Annotated in this window: 20 protein-coding genes and 2 tRNA genes; 8 read left to right on the forward strand and 14 right to left on the reverse strand. The window is 62.8% G+C overall.

Annotation, left to right across the window (positions count from 1 at the left end; all coding sequences use genetic code 11):
* Positions 1 to 147 precede the first annotated feature (147 nt).
* A complete protein-coding gene (rpsU, locus tag AWB82_RS18325; RefSeq protein WP_006999077.1) occupies positions 148 to 360 on the forward strand; it encodes a 30S ribosomal protein S21 in 213 nt (70 codons plus the stop codon).
* A gap of 327 nt (positions 361 to 687) precedes the next feature.
* Here the strand turns inward: rpsU and AWB82_RS18330 are convergent.
* The 4 genes from AWB82_RS18330 to AWB82_RS18345 form a co-directional block, all read right to left on the reverse strand.
* Positions 688 to 764 (reverse strand) — tRNA-Met (locus AWB82_RS18330).
* A gap of 39 nt (positions 765 to 803) precedes the next feature.
* The gene (locus AWB82_RS18335; RefSeq protein WP_086969647.1) at positions 804 to 2,348 is read right to left on the reverse strand and encodes a peptide MFS transporter; all 1,545 of its coding nucleotides are present in this window, start codon (positions 2,346 to 2,348) and stop codon (positions 804 to 806) included.
* A gap of 508 nt (positions 2,349 to 2,856) precedes the next feature.
* Positions 2,857 to 3,489, reverse strand: a complete 633-nt coding sequence (locus AWB82_RS18340) for a LysE family translocator (protein WP_086969648.1) — start codon at positions 3,487 to 3,489, stop codon at positions 2,857 to 2,859.
* Positions 3,490 to 3,553: 64 nt separating this feature from the next.
* Positions 3,554 to 4,630, reverse strand: a complete 1,077-nt coding sequence (locus AWB82_RS18345; protein WP_086969763.1) for a porin — start codon at positions 4,628 to 4,630, stop codon at positions 3,554 to 3,556.
* Positions 4,631 to 4,932: 302 nt separating this feature from the next.
* Between AWB82_RS18345 and AWB82_RS18350 the strand changes: the two genes are divergently transcribed.
* The gene (locus AWB82_RS18350) at positions 4,933 to 5,676 is read left to right on the forward strand and encodes an SDR family oxidoreductase (protein WP_200818138.1); all 744 of its coding nucleotides are present in this window, start codon (positions 4,933 to 4,935) and stop codon (positions 5,674 to 5,676) included.
* 17 nt (positions 5,677 to 5,693) lie between these two features.
* Here the strand turns inward: AWB82_RS18350 and AWB82_RS18355 are convergent, their stop codons facing one another.
* Entirely contained in the window at positions 5,694 to 6,374 is a 681-nt protein-coding gene (locus AWB82_RS18355; RefSeq protein ID WP_086969650.1) for a ribonuclease HI family protein, read from the reverse strand.
* Positions 6,375 to 6,486: 112 nt separating this feature from the next.
* On the opposite strand from AWB82_RS18355, the gene AWB82_RS18360 reads away from it, so the two are divergent.
* Entirely contained in the window at positions 6,487 to 6,993 is a 507-nt protein-coding gene (locus tag AWB82_RS18360; protein WP_086969652.1) for a PRC-barrel domain-containing protein, read from the forward strand.
* 51 nt (positions 6,994 to 7,044) lie between these two features.
* On the opposite strand, the gene AWB82_RS18365 is transcribed toward AWB82_RS18360, so the two are convergent.
* Complete coding sequence (locus AWB82_RS18365) at positions 7,045 to 7,287, reverse strand: hypothetical protein (RefSeq protein ID WP_086969767.1); 243 nt, start codon at positions 7,285 to 7,287, stop codon at positions 7,045 to 7,047.
* 56 nt (positions 7,288 to 7,343) lie between these two features.
* Between AWB82_RS18365 and AWB82_RS18370 the strand changes: the two genes are divergently transcribed.
* Positions 7,344 to 7,595, forward strand: a complete 252-nt coding sequence (locus AWB82_RS18370) for a hypothetical protein (protein WP_407643011.1) — start codon at positions 7,344 to 7,346, stop codon at positions 7,593 to 7,595.
* Positions 7,596 to 7,973: 378 nt separating this feature from the next.
* On the opposite strand, the gene AWB82_RS18375 is transcribed toward AWB82_RS18370, so the two are convergent.
* On the reverse strand, positions 7,974 to 8,546 hold the full coding sequence (locus AWB82_RS18375; protein ID WP_086969654.1) for a hypothetical protein: 573 nt from the start codon (positions 8,544 to 8,546) through the stop codon (positions 7,974 to 7,976).
* Positions 8,547 to 8,780: 234 nt separating this feature from the next.
* On the opposite strand from AWB82_RS18375, the gene AWB82_RS18380 reads away from it, so the two are divergent.
* Positions 8,781 to 9,056, forward strand: a complete 276-nt coding sequence (locus AWB82_RS18380) for a hypothetical protein (protein WP_086969656.1) — start codon at positions 8,781 to 8,783, stop codon at positions 9,054 to 9,056.
* Here AWB82_RS18380 and AWB82_RS37150 read toward each other — a convergent pair.
* Positions 9,014 to 9,304: a hypothetical protein gene (locus tag AWB82_RS37150; protein ID WP_143756766.1), complete on the reverse strand. Its 291-nt coding sequence runs from the start codon at positions 9,302 to 9,304 to the stop codon at positions 9,014 to 9,016. The genes AWB82_RS18380 and AWB82_RS37150 overlap by 43 nt on opposite strands.
* Before the next feature lie 235 nt (positions 9,305 to 9,539).
* Here AWB82_RS37150 and AWB82_RS18385 point away from each other — a divergent pair, with 235 nt between their 5' ends.
* On the forward strand, positions 9,540 to 10,064 hold the full coding sequence (locus AWB82_RS18385) for a hypothetical protein (RefSeq protein WP_086969658.1): 525 nt from the start codon (positions 9,540 to 9,542) through the stop codon (positions 10,062 to 10,064).
* A 306-nt stretch (positions 10,065 to 10,370) separates the two neighbouring features.
* Here AWB82_RS18385 and AWB82_RS38340 read toward each other — a convergent pair whose 3' ends face one another.
* Positions 10,371 to 10,709, reverse strand: coding sequence for a hypothetical protein (locus AWB82_RS38340; RefSeq protein ID WP_235023342.1), 339 nt, complete (start codon positions 10,707 to 10,709; stop codon positions 10,371 to 10,373).
* On the opposite strand from AWB82_RS38340, the gene AWB82_RS38345 reads away from it, so the two are divergent.
* Together AWB82_RS38345 and AWB82_RS18395 are read left to right on the forward strand one after the other, a co-directional pair.
* Entirely contained in the window at positions 10,709 to 10,960 is a 252-nt protein-coding gene (locus AWB82_RS38345; protein WP_235023343.1) for a hypothetical protein, read from the forward strand. The genes AWB82_RS38340 and AWB82_RS38345 overlap by 1 nt on opposite strands.
* Positions 10,961 to 11,117: 157 nt before the next feature.
* Positions 11,118 to 11,300 carry a hypothetical protein gene (locus tag AWB82_RS18395; protein WP_086969660.1) on the forward strand — a complete coding sequence of 61 codons (183 nt, stop codon included), beginning with the start codon at positions 11,118 to 11,120 and terminating at the stop codon, positions 11,298 to 11,300.
* A gap of 143 nt (positions 11,301 to 11,443) precedes the next feature.
* Here AWB82_RS18395 and AWB82_RS37155 read toward each other — a convergent pair whose 3' ends face one another.
* From AWB82_RS37155 to acs, 5 genes are all read right to left on the reverse strand, one after another.
* A complete protein-coding gene (locus AWB82_RS37155) occupies positions 11,444 to 11,818 on the reverse strand; it encodes a hypothetical protein (RefSeq protein WP_143756769.1) in 375 nt (124 codons plus the stop codon).
* Between the two features lie 360 nt (positions 11,819 to 12,178).
* Positions 12,179 to 12,268 (reverse strand) — tRNA-Ser (locus AWB82_RS18405).
* 43 nt (positions 12,269 to 12,311) lie between these two features.
* Positions 12,312 to 14,336 (reverse strand): sodium:solute symporter family protein, encoded by a 2,025-nt coding sequence (locus tag AWB82_RS18410; protein WP_086969664.1) that lies wholly within the window; start codon positions 14,334 to 14,336, stop codon positions 12,312 to 12,314.
* Entirely contained in the window at positions 14,333 to 14,665 is a 333-nt protein-coding gene (locus AWB82_RS18415) for a DUF4212 domain-containing protein (protein WP_086969665.1), read from the reverse strand. Before AWB82_RS18415 ends, AWB82_RS18410 begins: the two co-directional genes overlap by 4 nt.
* 78 nt (positions 14,666 to 14,743) lie before the next feature.
* Entirely contained in the window at positions 14,744 to 16,726 is a 1,983-nt protein-coding gene (gene acs / locus AWB82_RS18420) for an acetate--CoA ligase (RefSeq protein WP_086969667.1), read from the reverse strand.
* Positions 16,727 to 16,769: the final 43 nt, after the last annotated feature.

A 16,769-nucleotide genomic window follows, 5' to 3' on the forward strand; every position in this document is an offset into this window, starting at 1 on the left:
TTGTCGTCTCGATTCAACGACCTACGATGAGATTCCCGAGTCCGCATGTGCATGCTTCCGTACAAAGTGCGTGCAGGGGCACTCTCAAAAAGTGTACAATTGCGTTTTGCCCTAAATTCTGGCAGGGCCAGATCAACCGAGATTTCAATGACTAAAGTACTGTTGAAAGAGAACGAGCCTTTCGACGTCGCCATGCGTCGTTTTCGTCGTACCGTCGAACGCACGGGCCTGATTCAAGAGCTCAAGTCCCGCATGGCTTATGAAAAGCCGACCACCGAGCGCAAGCGCAAGAAAGCTGCTGCTGTCGCTCGTCTGCGCAAGCAGATCCGTCGCGCGCAACTGCCGAAAAAGTTTTATTGATCGACGCGGGGCGTCGCGCCCTGGTCTGTCCGGGTAAGATCGGCATCGCAATCTGATATCGAACGGGTCGCGGTTTCGCGCGCAGGTCGCGTGAAAGCTCGCGGAGATGCGCACTTTGGTTGCGCCCCAATCGAAGGAAGCTGGCAAGATCGCACAAGGCCTGCATGAGTGGAAGCTCATGCAGGCCTTTCGTGCTTGGGGGATGAGATTTTGCGCTGACATCGACCGCGCGGCGTTGCGAATTCACTCCGATAGATCGACGACGCACGAAGACGAACGCACAAAAGCAAAGAGCCCGGCTGAACCGGGCTCTTTGCTTTTTGAAACTGGTTGCGGGGGTAGGATTTGAACCTACGACCTTCGGGTTATGAGCCCGACGAGCTGCCAGACTGCTCCACCCCGCGTCTGAAGAATTAAATTATAGACCGAAGCATTCCCCAAAGTCAAACGTTGTTTGCATTCAACTTTGCTGCGGGCTTCACGTGCTTGTTCGCGTCCGCGCCGACGGCCTGCTCCATCGCGCGCTGATGTGCCCACGACAGCTTGCCGAGCACCGGCAAGAGCGCCATCGCTACCACCGCGCCGCCGGCCGCGAGCCAGCCGAGCCCGAAGAAGAGATGCGTATAAAGCGGCAGCGATTGCAGCGGCTCCAGATTGCCGGCCGGCATGCGTGCAAAATTCGCGACGACACTGCCGAGATACTGCGACACGCCCGTGGCGACGAAATACGCGCCCATCATGAAGCCGCTCATGCGAGCCGGCACGTATCGCGCGATCATCGCGAGGCCGAGGCCCGACACGAGCAATTCGCCGAGCGAATAGAGGCCGTAGCCCGCCACCATGAACCACGACGACACACGCCCATCCACCGCATAACGCCCGCTCAGACCGAACACGAAGAAGCCGATCGCCACGACAACGAAGCCGAGCGCGTACTTCACCGCCACCGACATGGCGCGGCCGCGCCGTGCCTGTCGCGTGTAGAGGAACGCGAGGATCGGGCTCAACAGCATGATCCAGATCGGGTTGAGCGCCTGAAACTGCGCCGCGCTCCACGTGAACAACTTGGCCCCGCCGATGGAGAACGACGGATCGACGTTGCGCAGCGCGAACAGCGTGAGCGACGTCGACATCTGCTGGTAGAACACGAAGAACAGGATGACCTGAAGCGTGAGAATCAAAGCGGCGACGAGACCCGCGCGCTCGCTGCGGTCGCACCTGGTCAGCATGTAACCGAAGATCGCGAGAATTGCGGCGCCGGCGGCGTAGACGCACGCGACAGCCACCGTTTTGTGCTGCAGGATGAACACGGTCGATGCCGCCAGCGCAATACCGCCCACCGCCACCGCGAACACGTGCTTCCAGCGAATCGGCTCATCGTCCGGCGCGGAGCCGACTTGCGCGAGCGTGCGACGCATCGCCGCGAAATTCAAAAGACCGAGCGCCATGCCGCCGCTGCACACGGCGAAGGCGGCGTGCCAGCCCCAGTGATCCTTGATCCACGGCGTCGCCAGCATCGAAAACGTCGAGCCGATATTGACCGCCATGTAGTAGATCGTGAACGCGCTGTCGATGCGCGCGTCGTCGCCTTCGTAGATACGGCGCACGAGATTCGCCGCGTTGGACTTGAAAAGCCCGTTGCCGACGACGATCACGCCGAGCGACGCATACATGAAGCCGAGCGTGTCGATCGGAAGCGCGAGCATCAGATAGCCCAGCGCCAGCACCACCGCACCGGCGGTCATGGTGCGGCGCGCGCCGAGCACCTTATCGCCGATCCAGCCGCCGATCGACGGCGCCGAGAAGACGAGCGCCGTGAATGCGCCCCAGGTCAGGTTGGCGTGCTCATCGGTGAAACCGATCTTGTCGACCATGAACAGCACGAGCAGCGCGGCCATGCCGTAATAGCCGAAACGCTCCCACATTTCGATTAGACAGACGGTCGTGAACGAGCGCGTCTGCGAGGTGCGGGGCGAGTGAGTAAGCATCGGGGAAGATCCTTCAAACAGCGGTGGGCGAATCGGCGTATTTCAGGATGCCGATTGCACACGATGACGAAACAAGCGAAGCGCGCGAATTGCCCTGCGAAATCGTCATATGGACAAGCGGGCGTTTATTCGCGCATTATCGCAAATCGGAGACATTCGATTGTTATCGATCGCGAAACAGCGGTGACGCGTGGCGTTGGCTTTCATTGCTCGGGCTAAACAGGCAGACGACGAGCAAGTATCGGGGAATCGCCAAGCGGCAAGCGCGCGACGTAACGTCGCCGGGCACGCGGAGGTCGGAACGCTCATGGACCTTTCGTTTTCGCGATCGGCTTCTCGCGTATGCGCGGTTAAGCGAATCGCAAGCTTATTGCGATTCGAGAGCGGCGCATTTTGTTGTTATTCGTGTACGCGCCACTCGGGAATGGCTCAATGACTTAATGTGCCGTTAATTCCCATGACTCAATGTGATAATTCGCGCGATTAATTCAGTCTCGATATTACGGATTCAGGTCGCGGGCCGGCGCACGAAAGCGAGCATGACGCCGAAGCCGATCATAAGCGCCCCGCTCACGCGATTGAACCATGTGAAACCGCGCGCGCCGCGCGAAAGGGAACCCAGACGTGCGCCCAACGCGGCATAAATGAAGATGGCCACCATTTCGAGCAGCAGGAAGGTCGCGCCGAGAATCGCGAAGCTCGTCGCGTACGCGCTGCGATCGACGAATTGCGGAAAGAAAGCCGTGAAGACGAGTATCGCCTTCGGATTGCCGGCCGCGACCCAGAATTCCTGCTTGGTGAGCCGGGCGAGATTCATCGGACCGCGCGGCTCGCCCTCCTCTCTGGCGACGAGCGTCGGTCCCGAGCGGATCAGCTTCACGCCGATCCAGACGAGGTACGCCGCGCCGGCGAACTTGAGCGCCGTGAAGAGCGTCTGCGATGCGAGCAACAGTGCACCGAGTCCGAGTCCCGCGATGGCGATCATGATCGCGAATGCGGCGATCCGCCCGAACGATGCCACTACCGAAGCGCGCACGCCATCGCGCGCGCCGTTCGACAACGACAGCACGTTGTTCGGCCCGAACGCCATGTTGATCGCGAAGCACGCGGGCACGAAAAGAGAGAAGGTCTGGAGCGACACGGGACACCTGCTGACGGCGAAATCGAGACGTCAAGTTAGCACGCGCGCGCCGCTCCTAGAAGTGTCAGAAACGATGACGGATACCCGTGCTCAGCATCAGCTGATTGCGCCCGCTCGACGGATCGTTGGTGTTGATCACGGCCGGCGCGCCCGACGAGGCGCGCTGATAGACCGATTCCAGATACACATCCGTGCGCTTGGACAGCAAATAGTCGACTTGAAGCGCGCCCTCGTGCCAGTGCGCGCCGCCGCCGTTGGTGTACACGTACATGCCCGAAAGCTGAATGGCTGGCGTCAGCTTGTAGATGCCGTTGATCTCGTAGTTGTTGAGCGCGAGCGACGGCATCAGGTCGCCGGTATCCGCATCGGTGACGCCTGAGTTGATCGCCCGGGAAAACGCGCCGCTCAATGTGAATTCGCCGATCTCGTAGCTCATGCCGACGCCGAATGTGTTCTGCTGCTGCACGTTGGCGTTGAAGATCGAATTGCCCGGGCCGGGCAGCGCGAGCGAGTCGTATGCGCCGCTCGTCGTGTTGCCGCGCCCGTTGTTGTGCAGGTAGGCGGCGCCCGCGTTGAACGAACCCGCCGAGTAGCTGGCCCCGACGCTGTACGCGCGATTGTCCGAAAATCCGCCTGCCTGATTGGAGAACGCGTAGAGGCCGCCGAAGCTCAGTCCGCCGTAACTGGCGCTGGTGTATTTGACGGAGTTCGACGCGAGAAACGAGTTGTTCGCGTTGTCGTTGTCGAGGACGTGCGCGAACGCCGTGCCTCCCGTGTTGCCGGTCAGCGTGAAGCTCTGGAAATAATCGTGGATCGAATCGTACTGATGGCCAAAGGTGATCGTGCCGAGCGTATCGGAGCCGATGCCGACATACATCGGATGATCGTTCAGGCCTTCGCCCGTCGCGACGGAAAAGCCGCGTTCGAGCCGGAAGATCGCACGCGCGCCGCCACCCAGGTCCTCGGTGCCTTGCAGCCCCCAGTAACTACCGTCGATGGTGCCGCTCGTCAGACGATATTTCGACTGGCCGCCCACGTTGTTCGTGTACGCGATGCCGGCGTCGAGCTCGCCGTAAAGCTGCACCGAACTCTGCGCCCAGACCGCCGCCGGCGAGCCGATGAGCGTCGCGCAAACCGCCATCGAAAATGTCAGCGAGCGCTTGCCGCGCGCGACGGCGAGACCGGACTCGGAGATCGACGACGCAGTTCGCGACGCTGTGCGGTTGTTCGGCATGAAAGGCTCCGGTAGTTCTCTTATCAGGGTGATTGTCAGTTTTGTGACGGAGCTTGTCAGTCAAAAAAAGATGCCCGCTCGCATCTGTGTCCAGGAACCAACGAACGACCGTATTCCGCGCCGGACCGTCTTGCAGGAACCGCGCGTTTGAGCATAGCCGACGCGTGGCCGCTAGAATCGGTACGACTTCAGCCAACCCGATCCTGCTCATGTCCCATCCGATTCGCGTCATCCTCACTGGCCATACGCGTGGACTCGGCGCCTCGCTCGCGGCGCTGCTGCTCGCGCAAGGCGCCGAAGTGCTCGCGATTTCCCGAAAGCGCAACGACGAACTCGCCGCGCGCCATCCCGGCGAGTTGCACGAGGTCGAACTGGATCTCGCCGATCTGCCGAAGCTCACCGAATGGCTGTCGGGCGAGACGCTATCTCGCTTCGTCTCCGGGGCAACACGCGTGCTGCTCGTCAACAATGCGGGCATGCTCGCGCCGGTCGGCAGTCTCGTGGATCAGGAACCGGCCGCCGTGGCGCGAGCGGTGAGCGTGAACGTCGCCGCTCCGCTGATGCTCGCGTCGGCCGTGGCCCAGGCGAGCGGCCAAGCAACCGATACGCGCATCGTGCACATATCGAGCGGCGCGGCGCGCAACGCCTACCCCGGATGGAGCATCTACTGCGCGACCAAGGCGGCGCTCGATCATCACGCACGCGCGGTCGCGCTCGACGGCAATCGCGCTCTGCGCATCTGCAGCGTCGCGCCGGGCGTCGTGGACACCGACATGCAGGCCGAAATCCGCGGCGTCGATCTCGAACGCTTCCCGATGCGCGAACGCTTCGACGCGCTCAAGCGCGACGGTCAGCTCGCGACGCCCGAGGCGTCGGCGCGTAAAGTCGTCGACTACCTTTTGAGCGATGCATTCGGCGAGACGCCGACAACGGACGTCCGCGATCTGAAGTGATGAATCGATGAATTGAGTCAAGCCGCCTCGGCCGACGCGCGCGCCGGGTCGAGCGCAGCGCGCGACAGCGTGTCCGCGCGGGCATTGCGCGCACGCGGTATCCATTGCAGCCGCACATCGCCGATTTGCGCGATCAACGCCCGCACGCGCGCGGCTTGATGCGCGAGCGAGCGGATGCCCACGCCGCCCGATGCGTTCACGTCGTCGATCACGACGCGGCTGTCGCCGTAGATCACCGCATCCGTTACCCCTTCGCGCAGCGCCGCTTCGAGCACCGCGATCAGCGCGAGATATTCCGCCGCGCTGCTGTCGCCCATGCCTGCGGCGACGCTGATCTCCACCGTCTCTCCGAGCGGCCCGACGAGCACGCCGCCGATTCCCAGCCGCCCGGGATTGGGCAGCGCGCTGCCGTCGAACCAGCCGCGCCAGCCGCTTGTTTCGATCTCGATACCGCCCTGCTTCGTCCGGCTCGCCCGCTCGGCGCGCCGGGCTTCGCGCGAACGCAGCGCATCGGCGTTTCGGGCTTGCGCGGCGTGGCGCGCATCGATGAAATTACGCAAGGATTGCTCGCCCGCCGCTTTCTGCAATGTTCTGACGAGCGCCGCGTGCTCGGAAATCGCCGCGCCTTTGGCGAGCCGGCGGCTCTGCATGCGCTCCTTCTTGTAAGCGACAACCAGCAATTCATCTAAAGCGATCATGGGCAGCGGACGGATTGAACAAAACCCGAGCTTAGCAGAGGGCCGTGACGCGCCACGGGTACGGCCGTTGCTGACGAAAGCGTGTCCCACAACGGTCAACGAGGAGCGGATCATGAGTCAACCTATGGAACCGACTTCGGCGGGTGCGAAGATCGTCGGCAAGGGCGCGGCGACGGCCGCGGGCCCCGGACCCGATGTCATGGCGGCGAGCACGCTCGACGGCAATTCGGTGAGGAGCAGCGACGGCCACGATGTCGGCTCGCTGAAGGAAATCATGCTTGATGTGACGAGCGGACGCGTCGCGTATGCGGTGCTGTCGAGCGGCGGCTTTCTCGGCATCGGCGACAAGCTGCTTGCTGTGCCGTGGAGCGCGCTCACGCTCGATACCGACAGCCACTGCTTCCAGATCGATGCGACGGCCGAGCAAGTGCGCAATTCGCCGGGCTTCGACAAGGATTCGTGGCCATCAATGGCGGATCACGTCTGGGCGAGCACCGTGCATCAGCACTATGGCCGCGAGCCGTACTGGTCGAGCAGCCGGCCGGGCGACGTCAGCCCGAGCGGCGCGATCCCGCCCGGCGGCGTGGATGCGCCTGAAGCGGGCGGCGTGAAGCTATAACAAAACGGGAATCGCCGCCGATGGGCGGTCGTAAAGGCGCGCGGCGCGCAGTCAGTCGCGCGGACGCTCGCCGACCTGGATGTCGACGCCTTCGGTCTCGCCCATCAGCGCGCGCAGGACGTCGCCCGCGAAGTCCTCGATGGCGAAGTGCCATTCGAGCGAGCCGACCGGGAAGTCGTTGGGGCTGCACTTGCCCTGCGCGCGGCGAATCGCACCGACCGAGAGGCTCAGCGCGCGAGCGTGCTGAAAGTGCGGATCGTCCGAGTCGAGGAACGGGAATTGGTCTTTATCCATGACATCCATAACGGTCCCCGCCGACGAAACTTTAGGCCCTTCGAGCGCGCAATCGTTTGCGTGCGCTCGCGTCTGAGGACACCATGCAGCCTTATCGAAATCTCGCCGGCAATTCGGGGGTCGAAGCATTCGACATCCTGCACGACGGCATTAAAGTGCGCTTCGTCAGCGGCGGGACATACCTGTATGACTATCGCGTGCCCGGTCGCGCGCGCGTCGAGGAAATGAAGCAACTGGCCCGCGCCGGGCGCGGGCTCAGCACATACATTGCGAAGTTCGGTGCGGAGTATGCCGAAAGAATCGACTAGCCGCCCGAAGGGGCGATTCTACGCGAGATCGAGAAGTTTTCTTCGGACGAATGCGGGCGGCGTTATCGGTGGGTGGGCGAAGTCGGAGCGCTTTTACGAACGGTCGTGTTGAGTTGATGAGGATGGCGGAGTGGTTCTTGGGTTGCGCCTGCGCGGCGACGCGCTGTCGATTACGTGCTTCATCGAGCACGCGCCCTCGTCTACTCAGCAGGCTTTCACGATGGATCGCCGGCCAAGTCTCCTACCGACCTTCATGAAGTAAATTCGATGCAGACGCGGAACATCGGCATGCGCTGTTCGAATCTAATGGATGCAGGCAACAATCACTCTGCATTAGCGCGGAGAAAATCAGAATGCGCCGAATGAAACTATCACGATTCAAGAGTGACGATAAAACATCTGTTTTCCGCTCATTCTAATCTTCGCGACCTTCGCGGAGCGGGCTTTAGACATCAATGCGACCACGCGCATAATCCTGACGCCCGGCAGTCCGCACGCGACTCCCGGCGTACCGGCAACGCGCGATTCGAGCGTGCCCATTGTATGGTGCAGGTTGACGACCGCCGTGGGCATGGGCGGAATTACGCTCGCGGCTGCAGGCGCGGGCAGTGGCGTGCGGGGTGCATCGGCGTCGCGTATCTCGTCCGCGAATAAATCGGACAGAACAGTGGATGCTTCGGTACGCTGATGGCCCTTATCGCGAATTTCGAAAAACTCTTGAATCGATTCGAGATGCTGAACGGGAGTTTGCTCGACGCGCCGTGCAATCGCCGCGCAACGTTGTAGTTTCCAGTTCTCGCGCTCGCTGACCAAGGCGATCAAATCTGCGATGCGCGTGCGCAATTCCGCTTCTCGAAGCGCAATCAACGCACGCACCATTTGCGCTTCTTCAACCGACTGTTCCGGTAAGCGATCGTGCCATTCCAATAAACCGCTCAGTGTGATCAACATCAGGGACTCCGTGGCGCCCAGGCTCTTAGCAGGATTCCGGCAATTCGGGATTGATCGGATCGCGAATTGAATAGACCCGCAGCCTTAATCGCCTTTTCGACATCCTATACTTTTATCGACCATTTATTATCGTGTAAGACATAAATAAGGACAGTCTTAGTGCAACGCCGGTGGCACGTTCGATGCTGACTATCTGTAAGCGGCGCGACAGGCGTCGGACTCAAGGAGACAGACATGAGAACCACTACCGTGATCGCTGGCGCGCTCCTCGCGTTGGCCAGCACCAGCGCGCTTTCGCAAGAAATGTCGCGCGATCAGTTGATGCAGCGCCAGCAGCAAATGCAACCCGGCAAAACCGAACCGACGCCGAGCCCGCGCACGGGCGACTCGTCGCAGGGCGGCGTGCAGTCCGGCACGTCGAGCGGCGGCACGCTGATGCAGCAGCGCGAGCAAGGGATGTCGCCGGCTCAGCCGGGAGATTCGAAATCGACTGGGGCGATCAAGCAGTAAGGACCCCGGCGCGCGGTTTCGTCCACGACGCCGGCCACGCACCGGCGTTTTCGTTGACGGTTCGAGATCGCATCGAGCGGCGTCGGCGGCGCGGCATCGAATTCGCCAATATGGGCTTCGCGGGCCGCGCGTCGTATCTGCGCGAACTTGGCCTCCAGGCTTGTCGCCTTGAAGGGCCCGCGATTTGGCGGGACGGCGACAACAACGCTGCCTGCATGCGCATCCTGCGCGTCGATGCGTATGGCCAAGACGACGCGATTCGCGTCTCAGCTCACCGTTATAGGCACGCTCGAAACGCCGAACTATCCTACGCCGCCTTGCTAACCGCTTTATCCACAGTTTCGGTGGACGGGCGTGTAGATAGGTCGAGGGCCGGGCATCTATCCCGTTGAAGCGACACGCATTTTGCGGATGCTTCGACCAAACGCGCGCGTCCTTAAACCGTATATACTGTTTTTTTCCACACACGGCAGGAGAGAACGGATGAGCACACCGCAAGCTAAAGCGCCGACCACGAAGGCGTTCAATTTCCCCAAGAGCCCTGCGGAAAACGCGCCCGCATCCACGAAGCCTGACGGCAAGCTCAGCAAGAAGACGCCGACGAAGACAACCGCGACGCCGGAACCCGAGACGAAGGCCGCGACCACGACGCCGAAGACCGCGAAGAAGCCGGCCGCAAAAGCACCGGCCGCGAAGAAAGCCGAAAAGACGCCTTCGGTCGAAGCCGCCGCTGCGACCAAGCCCGTCGAGACCCAGCCCAAAGCCAGCGCGAGAACCAAGCGCGTGAAGAAGGAAAAAGTCGTGCGCGACAGCTTCACGATGCCCAAGTCGGACTACGCGAAGATCGCCAAGCTCAAGGACAAGTGCCAGAAGAGCGGCCTGCGCGTGAAGAAGAGCGAACTGCTGCGCGCCGCGCTCGCGATGCTTGACGCCGCGCCGGAGAAACGCCTGGTCGAAGCGATCAAGGCGCTCGAAACGGTCAAGACCGGCCGTCCGCCGAATGCCTGAAGGCAAGAGCCTGAGCAGTTCGCTCGGCCCTCGCCCCGCTGCGGCGGGCCTGCGCATCTCCGATCCCTTTCTCGCTTCGCGATCAAGCCATCGCGGATGCTTTCGCCATGCTAACTGCTCCGCTCGCAGACGTTGCCTTCCAGCAGACGGAACTGATGGCCGAGCGCGCCGACGTCGAATTGCTCGAACGGCTTCGCTCGACGCTTCGGCGGCTGCGCGCGCGGTGGTGGGCTCGACGAAAAGGAAGCGCGCGTAGTTCGCAAGCGCTTCAAGCGTCGTGCGGACATCGCGGGCGAGCCGCATGAACTAGACGCCGCGTGCGATCTGCTTTCGCAGGCCGACGCGAATTGCGCGCGCATCGAACCGGTCGTGCGCGCTTCGGCGGGAACGGCGCGCAGCGTCGGCGATGACGTGCGTGACGCTGCGCAACGCACACGTCGATGTGCGGCTGCGTCGCGCGCTCGCGGATGCGCGGCGGCGCGTCTCGAAGCGCGCGGTGAAGATCGCACGCTGGAGACGTTCGCGCGCCAGCGCGTCGCGCTCGCCGACGACCTGATCAGCAAGCGGAAACATCGCGCGGCGCAAATGAAGCGCGTGGATGGGAAGACGTTGCACGGCATCGAGGAAGCGGCGACGAAACTTCAATGCTGGCTGGATTGCTCGCGCCGGTGCTCGAACGCGGACACTGGCATACGCTGGCGCATCTCGTTGCGGCCGAAGCCGCGCTTGCGCGACTCCACGACGTGCTCGCGAGCGAGGCCGTCTTGCGGCGTGTCGCGCCGGGGCTGAACGCCAAGAGCGCCGTCGATGAAGCGGTGCGCTGGCTCAACAAGGCAGCCCGCGACGAAGCGCGCGCGGCGGTGAAGTGCCTGCGCTCATTGCCTCATCTCGTCTGACGCGCGCGTAGACACCCTCCTTTCGCACATGTCCGCGTGACTTTGCCCTCCCAGCGTAATTAGGGTTTCGCCATGGCAGAAGCGTCGGCATCCTGAACGCATGGCGGTCGCACACGGCGGCGCCTTTCGTCATGGATATCCGCCAAGGGAGGTTGCCATGTACTTCGGGACACTCGTCGCTCAGGCGCGCGACGAACAGGAAAAGGCAACCTGGCAGCGCGACATGGATGCAGCGCGCGTCGTCACGCCGCGTCGCTGGCGCGCATTCTGGCGCGGACTCGCGACTCTTCGCGTGAAGGCATCGCATCCGAAAGTAAAGGATCGTCGCGCGTCGAGGTAATAGGATTCGTCCGAGCGTTTTTTGGTGTCGGAGCCGCTTAAATTCAGGCCTTCCGTTCTTGCGACGCTCCGCACCTCATGCGGAGCGCGTTCGTTCGCGCCGAACGACACCGCATGCGACGTCCGGCATCGCCTCGTGATGCCTCACCGCTCAAAAACCCTCCCGACCATGCGAACACCCAGCACGCTCTTAATACCGGTGGCCGTAGCGCTTCTTTCGAGCGCCGCGCCGGCAAGCGCGACATACACGGAACAATGGATATCCGACGCGAAGATCACGCACGCCCAGCCAAAGTCCGCTGCACAGCCGCAAAGTAAGAAGACGACACGTAAAGCGTCGGCTAAAACCGCGGTCATCGCGACGGAGGACGATCCGGTTGCGGCGTTTGCCGACAAGCCGGTGCGCCGCTGAACCGTGCGGCGATTGAAAGGTTTGTCGCTCGCATAAACGCGATTGATCCGATTCCTTTCTTGCCCGCATCGACTATCCTTCTGAATGTCGTAAGAGATGGGTTGCATGGGCCGTTGCGCCCTGCCATGTGCAAGAGTTCATCGAGCATTATCAGAGGCGCATCCATACCGGCGCCCATCACTCTTACGACAATCCTTTTCGCCTGCTTCTCGTTGGCTCGGTTGTCGATCGATTGCGCGGCAATATTCGATCAGTTATCCGAATTTTTTCGGCGTCGATCGGGAGTATTCGGCGGAAACGTTGGAGCGCCGGGGAATGACGAATGGGCTCATGTTTCGATTCGCACAGCGCGAGACTCGAAGAGCGGCGCGCGGGGTTTCGCGTTTATCGGGCAGACGTGCCCTTCACGGCGGCCGACTCAGCGCGCGAAAAAAGAAAAGCCCTTGGAGATCAAGGGCTTGAGATTCTGGCGGAGAGAGGGGGATTCGAACCCCCGATAGGTTTGACCCTATACACGCTTTCCAGGCGTGCGACTTAAACCGCTCATCCATCTCTCCGGAAGACCGCGATTATACCAACTTCCCGCGCCCGCGCCAGCCCCTACGGATGACGAATGTAATCGACGAGCGCGCGCGTGTACGCATCCGGCTTGCGATCGAAAAGACTCACCACGATCGCCACCGCGAAACCGGCCGGCACGCCGAACACGCCCGAGCTGATCGGCTCGATGCCGAACCAGCGCGGCCCCGCGAAACCCGTCAGTTGCATGAAGAACGGATACGTCGACACGATGTAGTACACGCAGACCACGAGTCCCGCGATCATGCCCGCGACGACGCCCCGCTGCGTCGTGCGCTTCCAGAAAACGCCGAGCACGAGCGCCGGAAAGAGACTCGACGCCGCCAGCGAAAACGCCGCGCCGACCAGAAACAGGATATTGCCCGCATTCAGCGACGCCACATACGACGCGAGCAGCGCCACGCCGAGCAGCAGGATCTTCGAGATCGTCACGCGCCGCTGGCTGGACGCGCGGCGATCGACCATGCAGTAGTACACGTCGTGCGACAGCGCATTGGCGATCGTCAGCAGCAGCCCATCCGCCGTCGAAAGCGCGGCCGCCAGCGCACCGGCCGCGATCAGCCCGGAGATCACATACGGCAATCCGGCGATTTCGGGCGCCGCGAGCACGACCATGTCCGGCTGCATCTGAATGCCGGCCCAGCGCACGATGCCATCGCCGTTCACGTCGCTGATGCGGATCATGTACGGCTCCACGCGCCGCCATTGCGTGACCCACTGCGGCAGATCGGCAAAACGATGGCCGACGATCCCCGTCAATATTTCATGCTTGATGAGCACGGCGAGCACCGGCACCGTGAGATAAAAAAGCGCGACGAAAAACAGCGTCCACCCGACCGAGCGCCGCGCCGACGATACCGACGTCGTCGTGTTGTAGCGCGTAAGGATGTGCGGCAGGCTCGCCGTGCCGATCGACAGACACAAGAGCAGCGCCAGAAAGTTGACCTGATGCACGCGCGGGCTCTCGTCGCCGGCCGAACCGGGCGCGAACGCCTTGGCCATCGGCACGGGCGCGGCGACGCGCTCGATCAATGCATCGCGTTCGCGCGACCATTTGGCTTGCGCATCGGCGGGATCGCGCGGAAACGCCGCGAGTTCGCGTTCGCGCTCATTGATCTCGCGCAGCGGCCCGTTATGCCGGCGCAGGTCCGCGATCTCGGCGGCGAGGCGCGCATGCTCGTCGTGAAACGACCGTGGCAGCGCGCCGATGCGTTGCTGAATCTGCGCGGCCTGTCGCTGATAGTCGGCGCGCACGCGCGCTTCGTCAGGCGATGCGGCGACCGCGCGCTCAAGCGCTTCGACGCGCTCCATCACGCGCCCATAGTTGAATTGCGGAAACCAGCCGAGCCCTTCGCGATGCGCGATCATCGACACGGGAATCAGCATCGCGCTAATGAGGATGATGTATTGCGCGACCTGCGTCCATGTCACCGCGCGCATGCCGCCAAGAAACGAGCACACGAGAATGCCCGCGAGACCGCAGAAGATGCCGATCGAGAACTCGATGCCGATGAAGCGCGACGCGATCAACCCGATGCCCTGGATCTGCGCGACCAGATAGACGAACGAACAGAGAATCGCCGCGATGGCCGCGAGCGCGCGCACGAGGTTGCTGGAGAAGCGCGTGCCGAGAAAATCGGGAATCGTGTAGCGCGCGAGCTTGCGCACGTAAGGCGCGAGCAGGAACGCGACGAGGCAGTAGCCGCCGGTCCAGCCCATTACGTAAGCGAGGCCGTCGTAGCCGCTCGCGTAAATCGACCCCGCCAGGCCGATGAACGATGCGGCCGAGAGCCAGTCGGCCGCCGTCGCCATACCGTTGAACGCGGATGGCACGCGCCGTCCGGCCACGTAGTATTCGACGAGATCCGAGGTGCGCGACAACAGGCCGATCACCGCATACACCGCGATCGGCACGAACAGGAACACATAGCCGATCCACGTGCCCGGTCCGGTCGTGCGCTCCACGCGCTCCATCAGGAAGATGAACAGCAGGAAGCCGAGCGTATAGAGCGCGTAGTAGACGATGAGCCGATTGGTGAGCTTCATGCGTCGCCCTGTTCGGCGCGGACGGCGCGCGAGAGACGCGCATCGGCCATCTGCATGAGCACGATATAGACGAAGATCAACGCGACGTAGACGAGAATCGCACCCTGCGCGCCGAAGTAGAACGGCAGCGGAAAGCCGGCGACGCGCACGTGCTCGAAACGCTGGGCAAAGAGCGGTAGGCCGAACGAGACGACGAGGCCGATCGTCATCAACACGGCGATCAGCGCGATGTTGAAGCGCCAGTAACGCCGATGCGCGCGCGCCATCGCCGCCGATACGGACGGCGGCGCAGCGGACGGCGGATTGGAGGAATCGGCGGGAGAAGACATGCGGCTTTGTAGCAAAACCGCGTGTCATCGGCAATCAGGAAAGACCGCCGCCCTCGGCGGGCGGCGGCCGTTCGCGGCTTAGCGCGCTTCGCCGAGCTGATCGAGGATTGCGGGGTTTTCCAGCGTGGAGACGTCCTGCGTGATCTCCTCGCCCTTCGCGAGCGAGCGCAGCAGACGCCGCATGATCTTGCCCGAACGCGTCTTCGGCAGGTTCTCGCCGAAGCGGATGTCCTTCGGCTTCGCGATCGGACCGATCTCCTTGCCGACCCAGTTGCGCAGTTCCGTGGCGATCTGCTTCGCTTCGTCGCCTTCCGGACGCGAGCGCTTCAGCACCACGAACGCGACCACGGCTTCGCCCGTCGTATCGTCCGGCCGGCCGACGACCGCCGCTTCCGCGACGATCGGATTCGAGACCAGCGCGGACTCGATCTCCATCGTGCCGAGGCGGTGGCCGGAGACGTTCAGCACGTCGTCGATGCGGCCCATGATCGTGAAGTAGCCGGTCTCCTTGTCGCGCACCGCGCCGTCGCCGGCGAGATACAGCTTGCCGCCGAGTTCTTCGGGGAAGTAGCTAGTCTGATAGCGCTTCGGGTCGCCCCACACATTGCGCAGCATCGACGGCCACGGACGCTTCACGACCAGAATGCCGCCCTGCCCGTTCGGCACGTCCTGACCGGTTTCATCGACGACTGCCGCCATGATGCCCGGCAGCGGCAGCGTGCAGGAACCCGGCACGAGCGGCGTCGCGCCCGGCAGCGGCGTGATCATATGGCCGCCGGTTTCGGTTTGCCACCACGTATCGACGATCGGGCATTGCGCTCGGCCGACGTTCTCGTGATACCACATCCACGCTTCCGGATTGATCGGCTCGCCGACCGTGCCGAGAATGCGCAGCGTCGACAGATCGTAGCTCTTCGGATGCACCTTCGCGTCCGCTTCGGAAACCTTGATAAGCGAGCGGATGGCCGTGGGCGCGGTGTAGAAAATCGTGACCTTATGGCGGTCGATCATTTCCCAGAAGCGGCCCGCGTGCGGATACGTGGGCACGCCTTCGAACATCACCTGCGTGGCGCCGATGGCGAGCGGCCCATACGCGATATAGCTATGCCCCGTGATCCAGCCGATGTCCGCCGTGCACCAGAAGATGTCGCCCGGCTTCATGTCGAAGGTCCACTTCATCGTCTGCGCGGCCCACAGCAGCGTGCCCGCCGTGCTGTGCTGCACGCCCTTCGGCTTGCCCGTCGAGCCGGACGTATAGAGGATGAAGAGCGGATGCTCCGCGCTCACCCATTCCGGCTCGCACTTGGTCGATTCGTTCTCGACGATCTCGTGCAGCCACGCGTCGCGGCCTTCGGTCCACGCGACCTTGCCGCCCGTGCGCCGATACACGATGACGTCCTTCACTTTCTCGCAGCCGCCCGCGGCGATCGCTTCATCGGCGATGCTCTTCAAGGGCAGCGCCTTGCCGCCGCGCATTTGTTCGTCGGCGGTGATGAGCGCGACCGCGCCGACATCGACGAGACGCTCGTTCAGCGACTTCGACGAGAAGCCGCCGAACACGACGGAATGGGTCGCGCCGATGCGCACGCACGCCTGCATGGCGACCACGCCTTCCACCGACATCGGCAGATAGATCACGACGCGATCGCCCTTTTTCACGCCGCGCTTCCTGAGCGCATTGGCGAGGCGCGAGACGCGATCGAGCAGGTCCTGATAGGTGACATTGGTGACGGCGCCATCGTCGGCTTCGAAGATGATCGCGTTCTCGTTGCCGCGGCCCGCTTCGACATGACGGTCGAGACAGTTGTACGACGCGTTCAACTCGCCGTCCTCGAACCACGTGTAGAACGGCGCTTTCGATTCATCCAGCACTTTGGTGAAGGGCTTGTGCCAGGCGAGCGTCTCGCGCGCGATGCGCGCCCAGAAGCCTTCGTAGTCGCGCTCCGCTTCCGCGACGAGCGCCTTGTAGGCGTCCATGCCGGAGATTGCCGCACCCGCCGTTGCCTTGGCTGACGGCGGGAACACGCGTTTTTCCTGAAGAACCGATTCGATCGCAGACATCGACAACCTCTCCTGATGGTGTTTCCGAAATCCGGCGGCGCGC

Source organism: Caballeronia glebae, assembly GCF_001545035.1.
GTDB classification, from domain to species: Bacteria; Pseudomonadota; Gammaproteobacteria; order Burkholderiales; family Burkholderiaceae; genus Caballeronia; species Caballeronia glebae.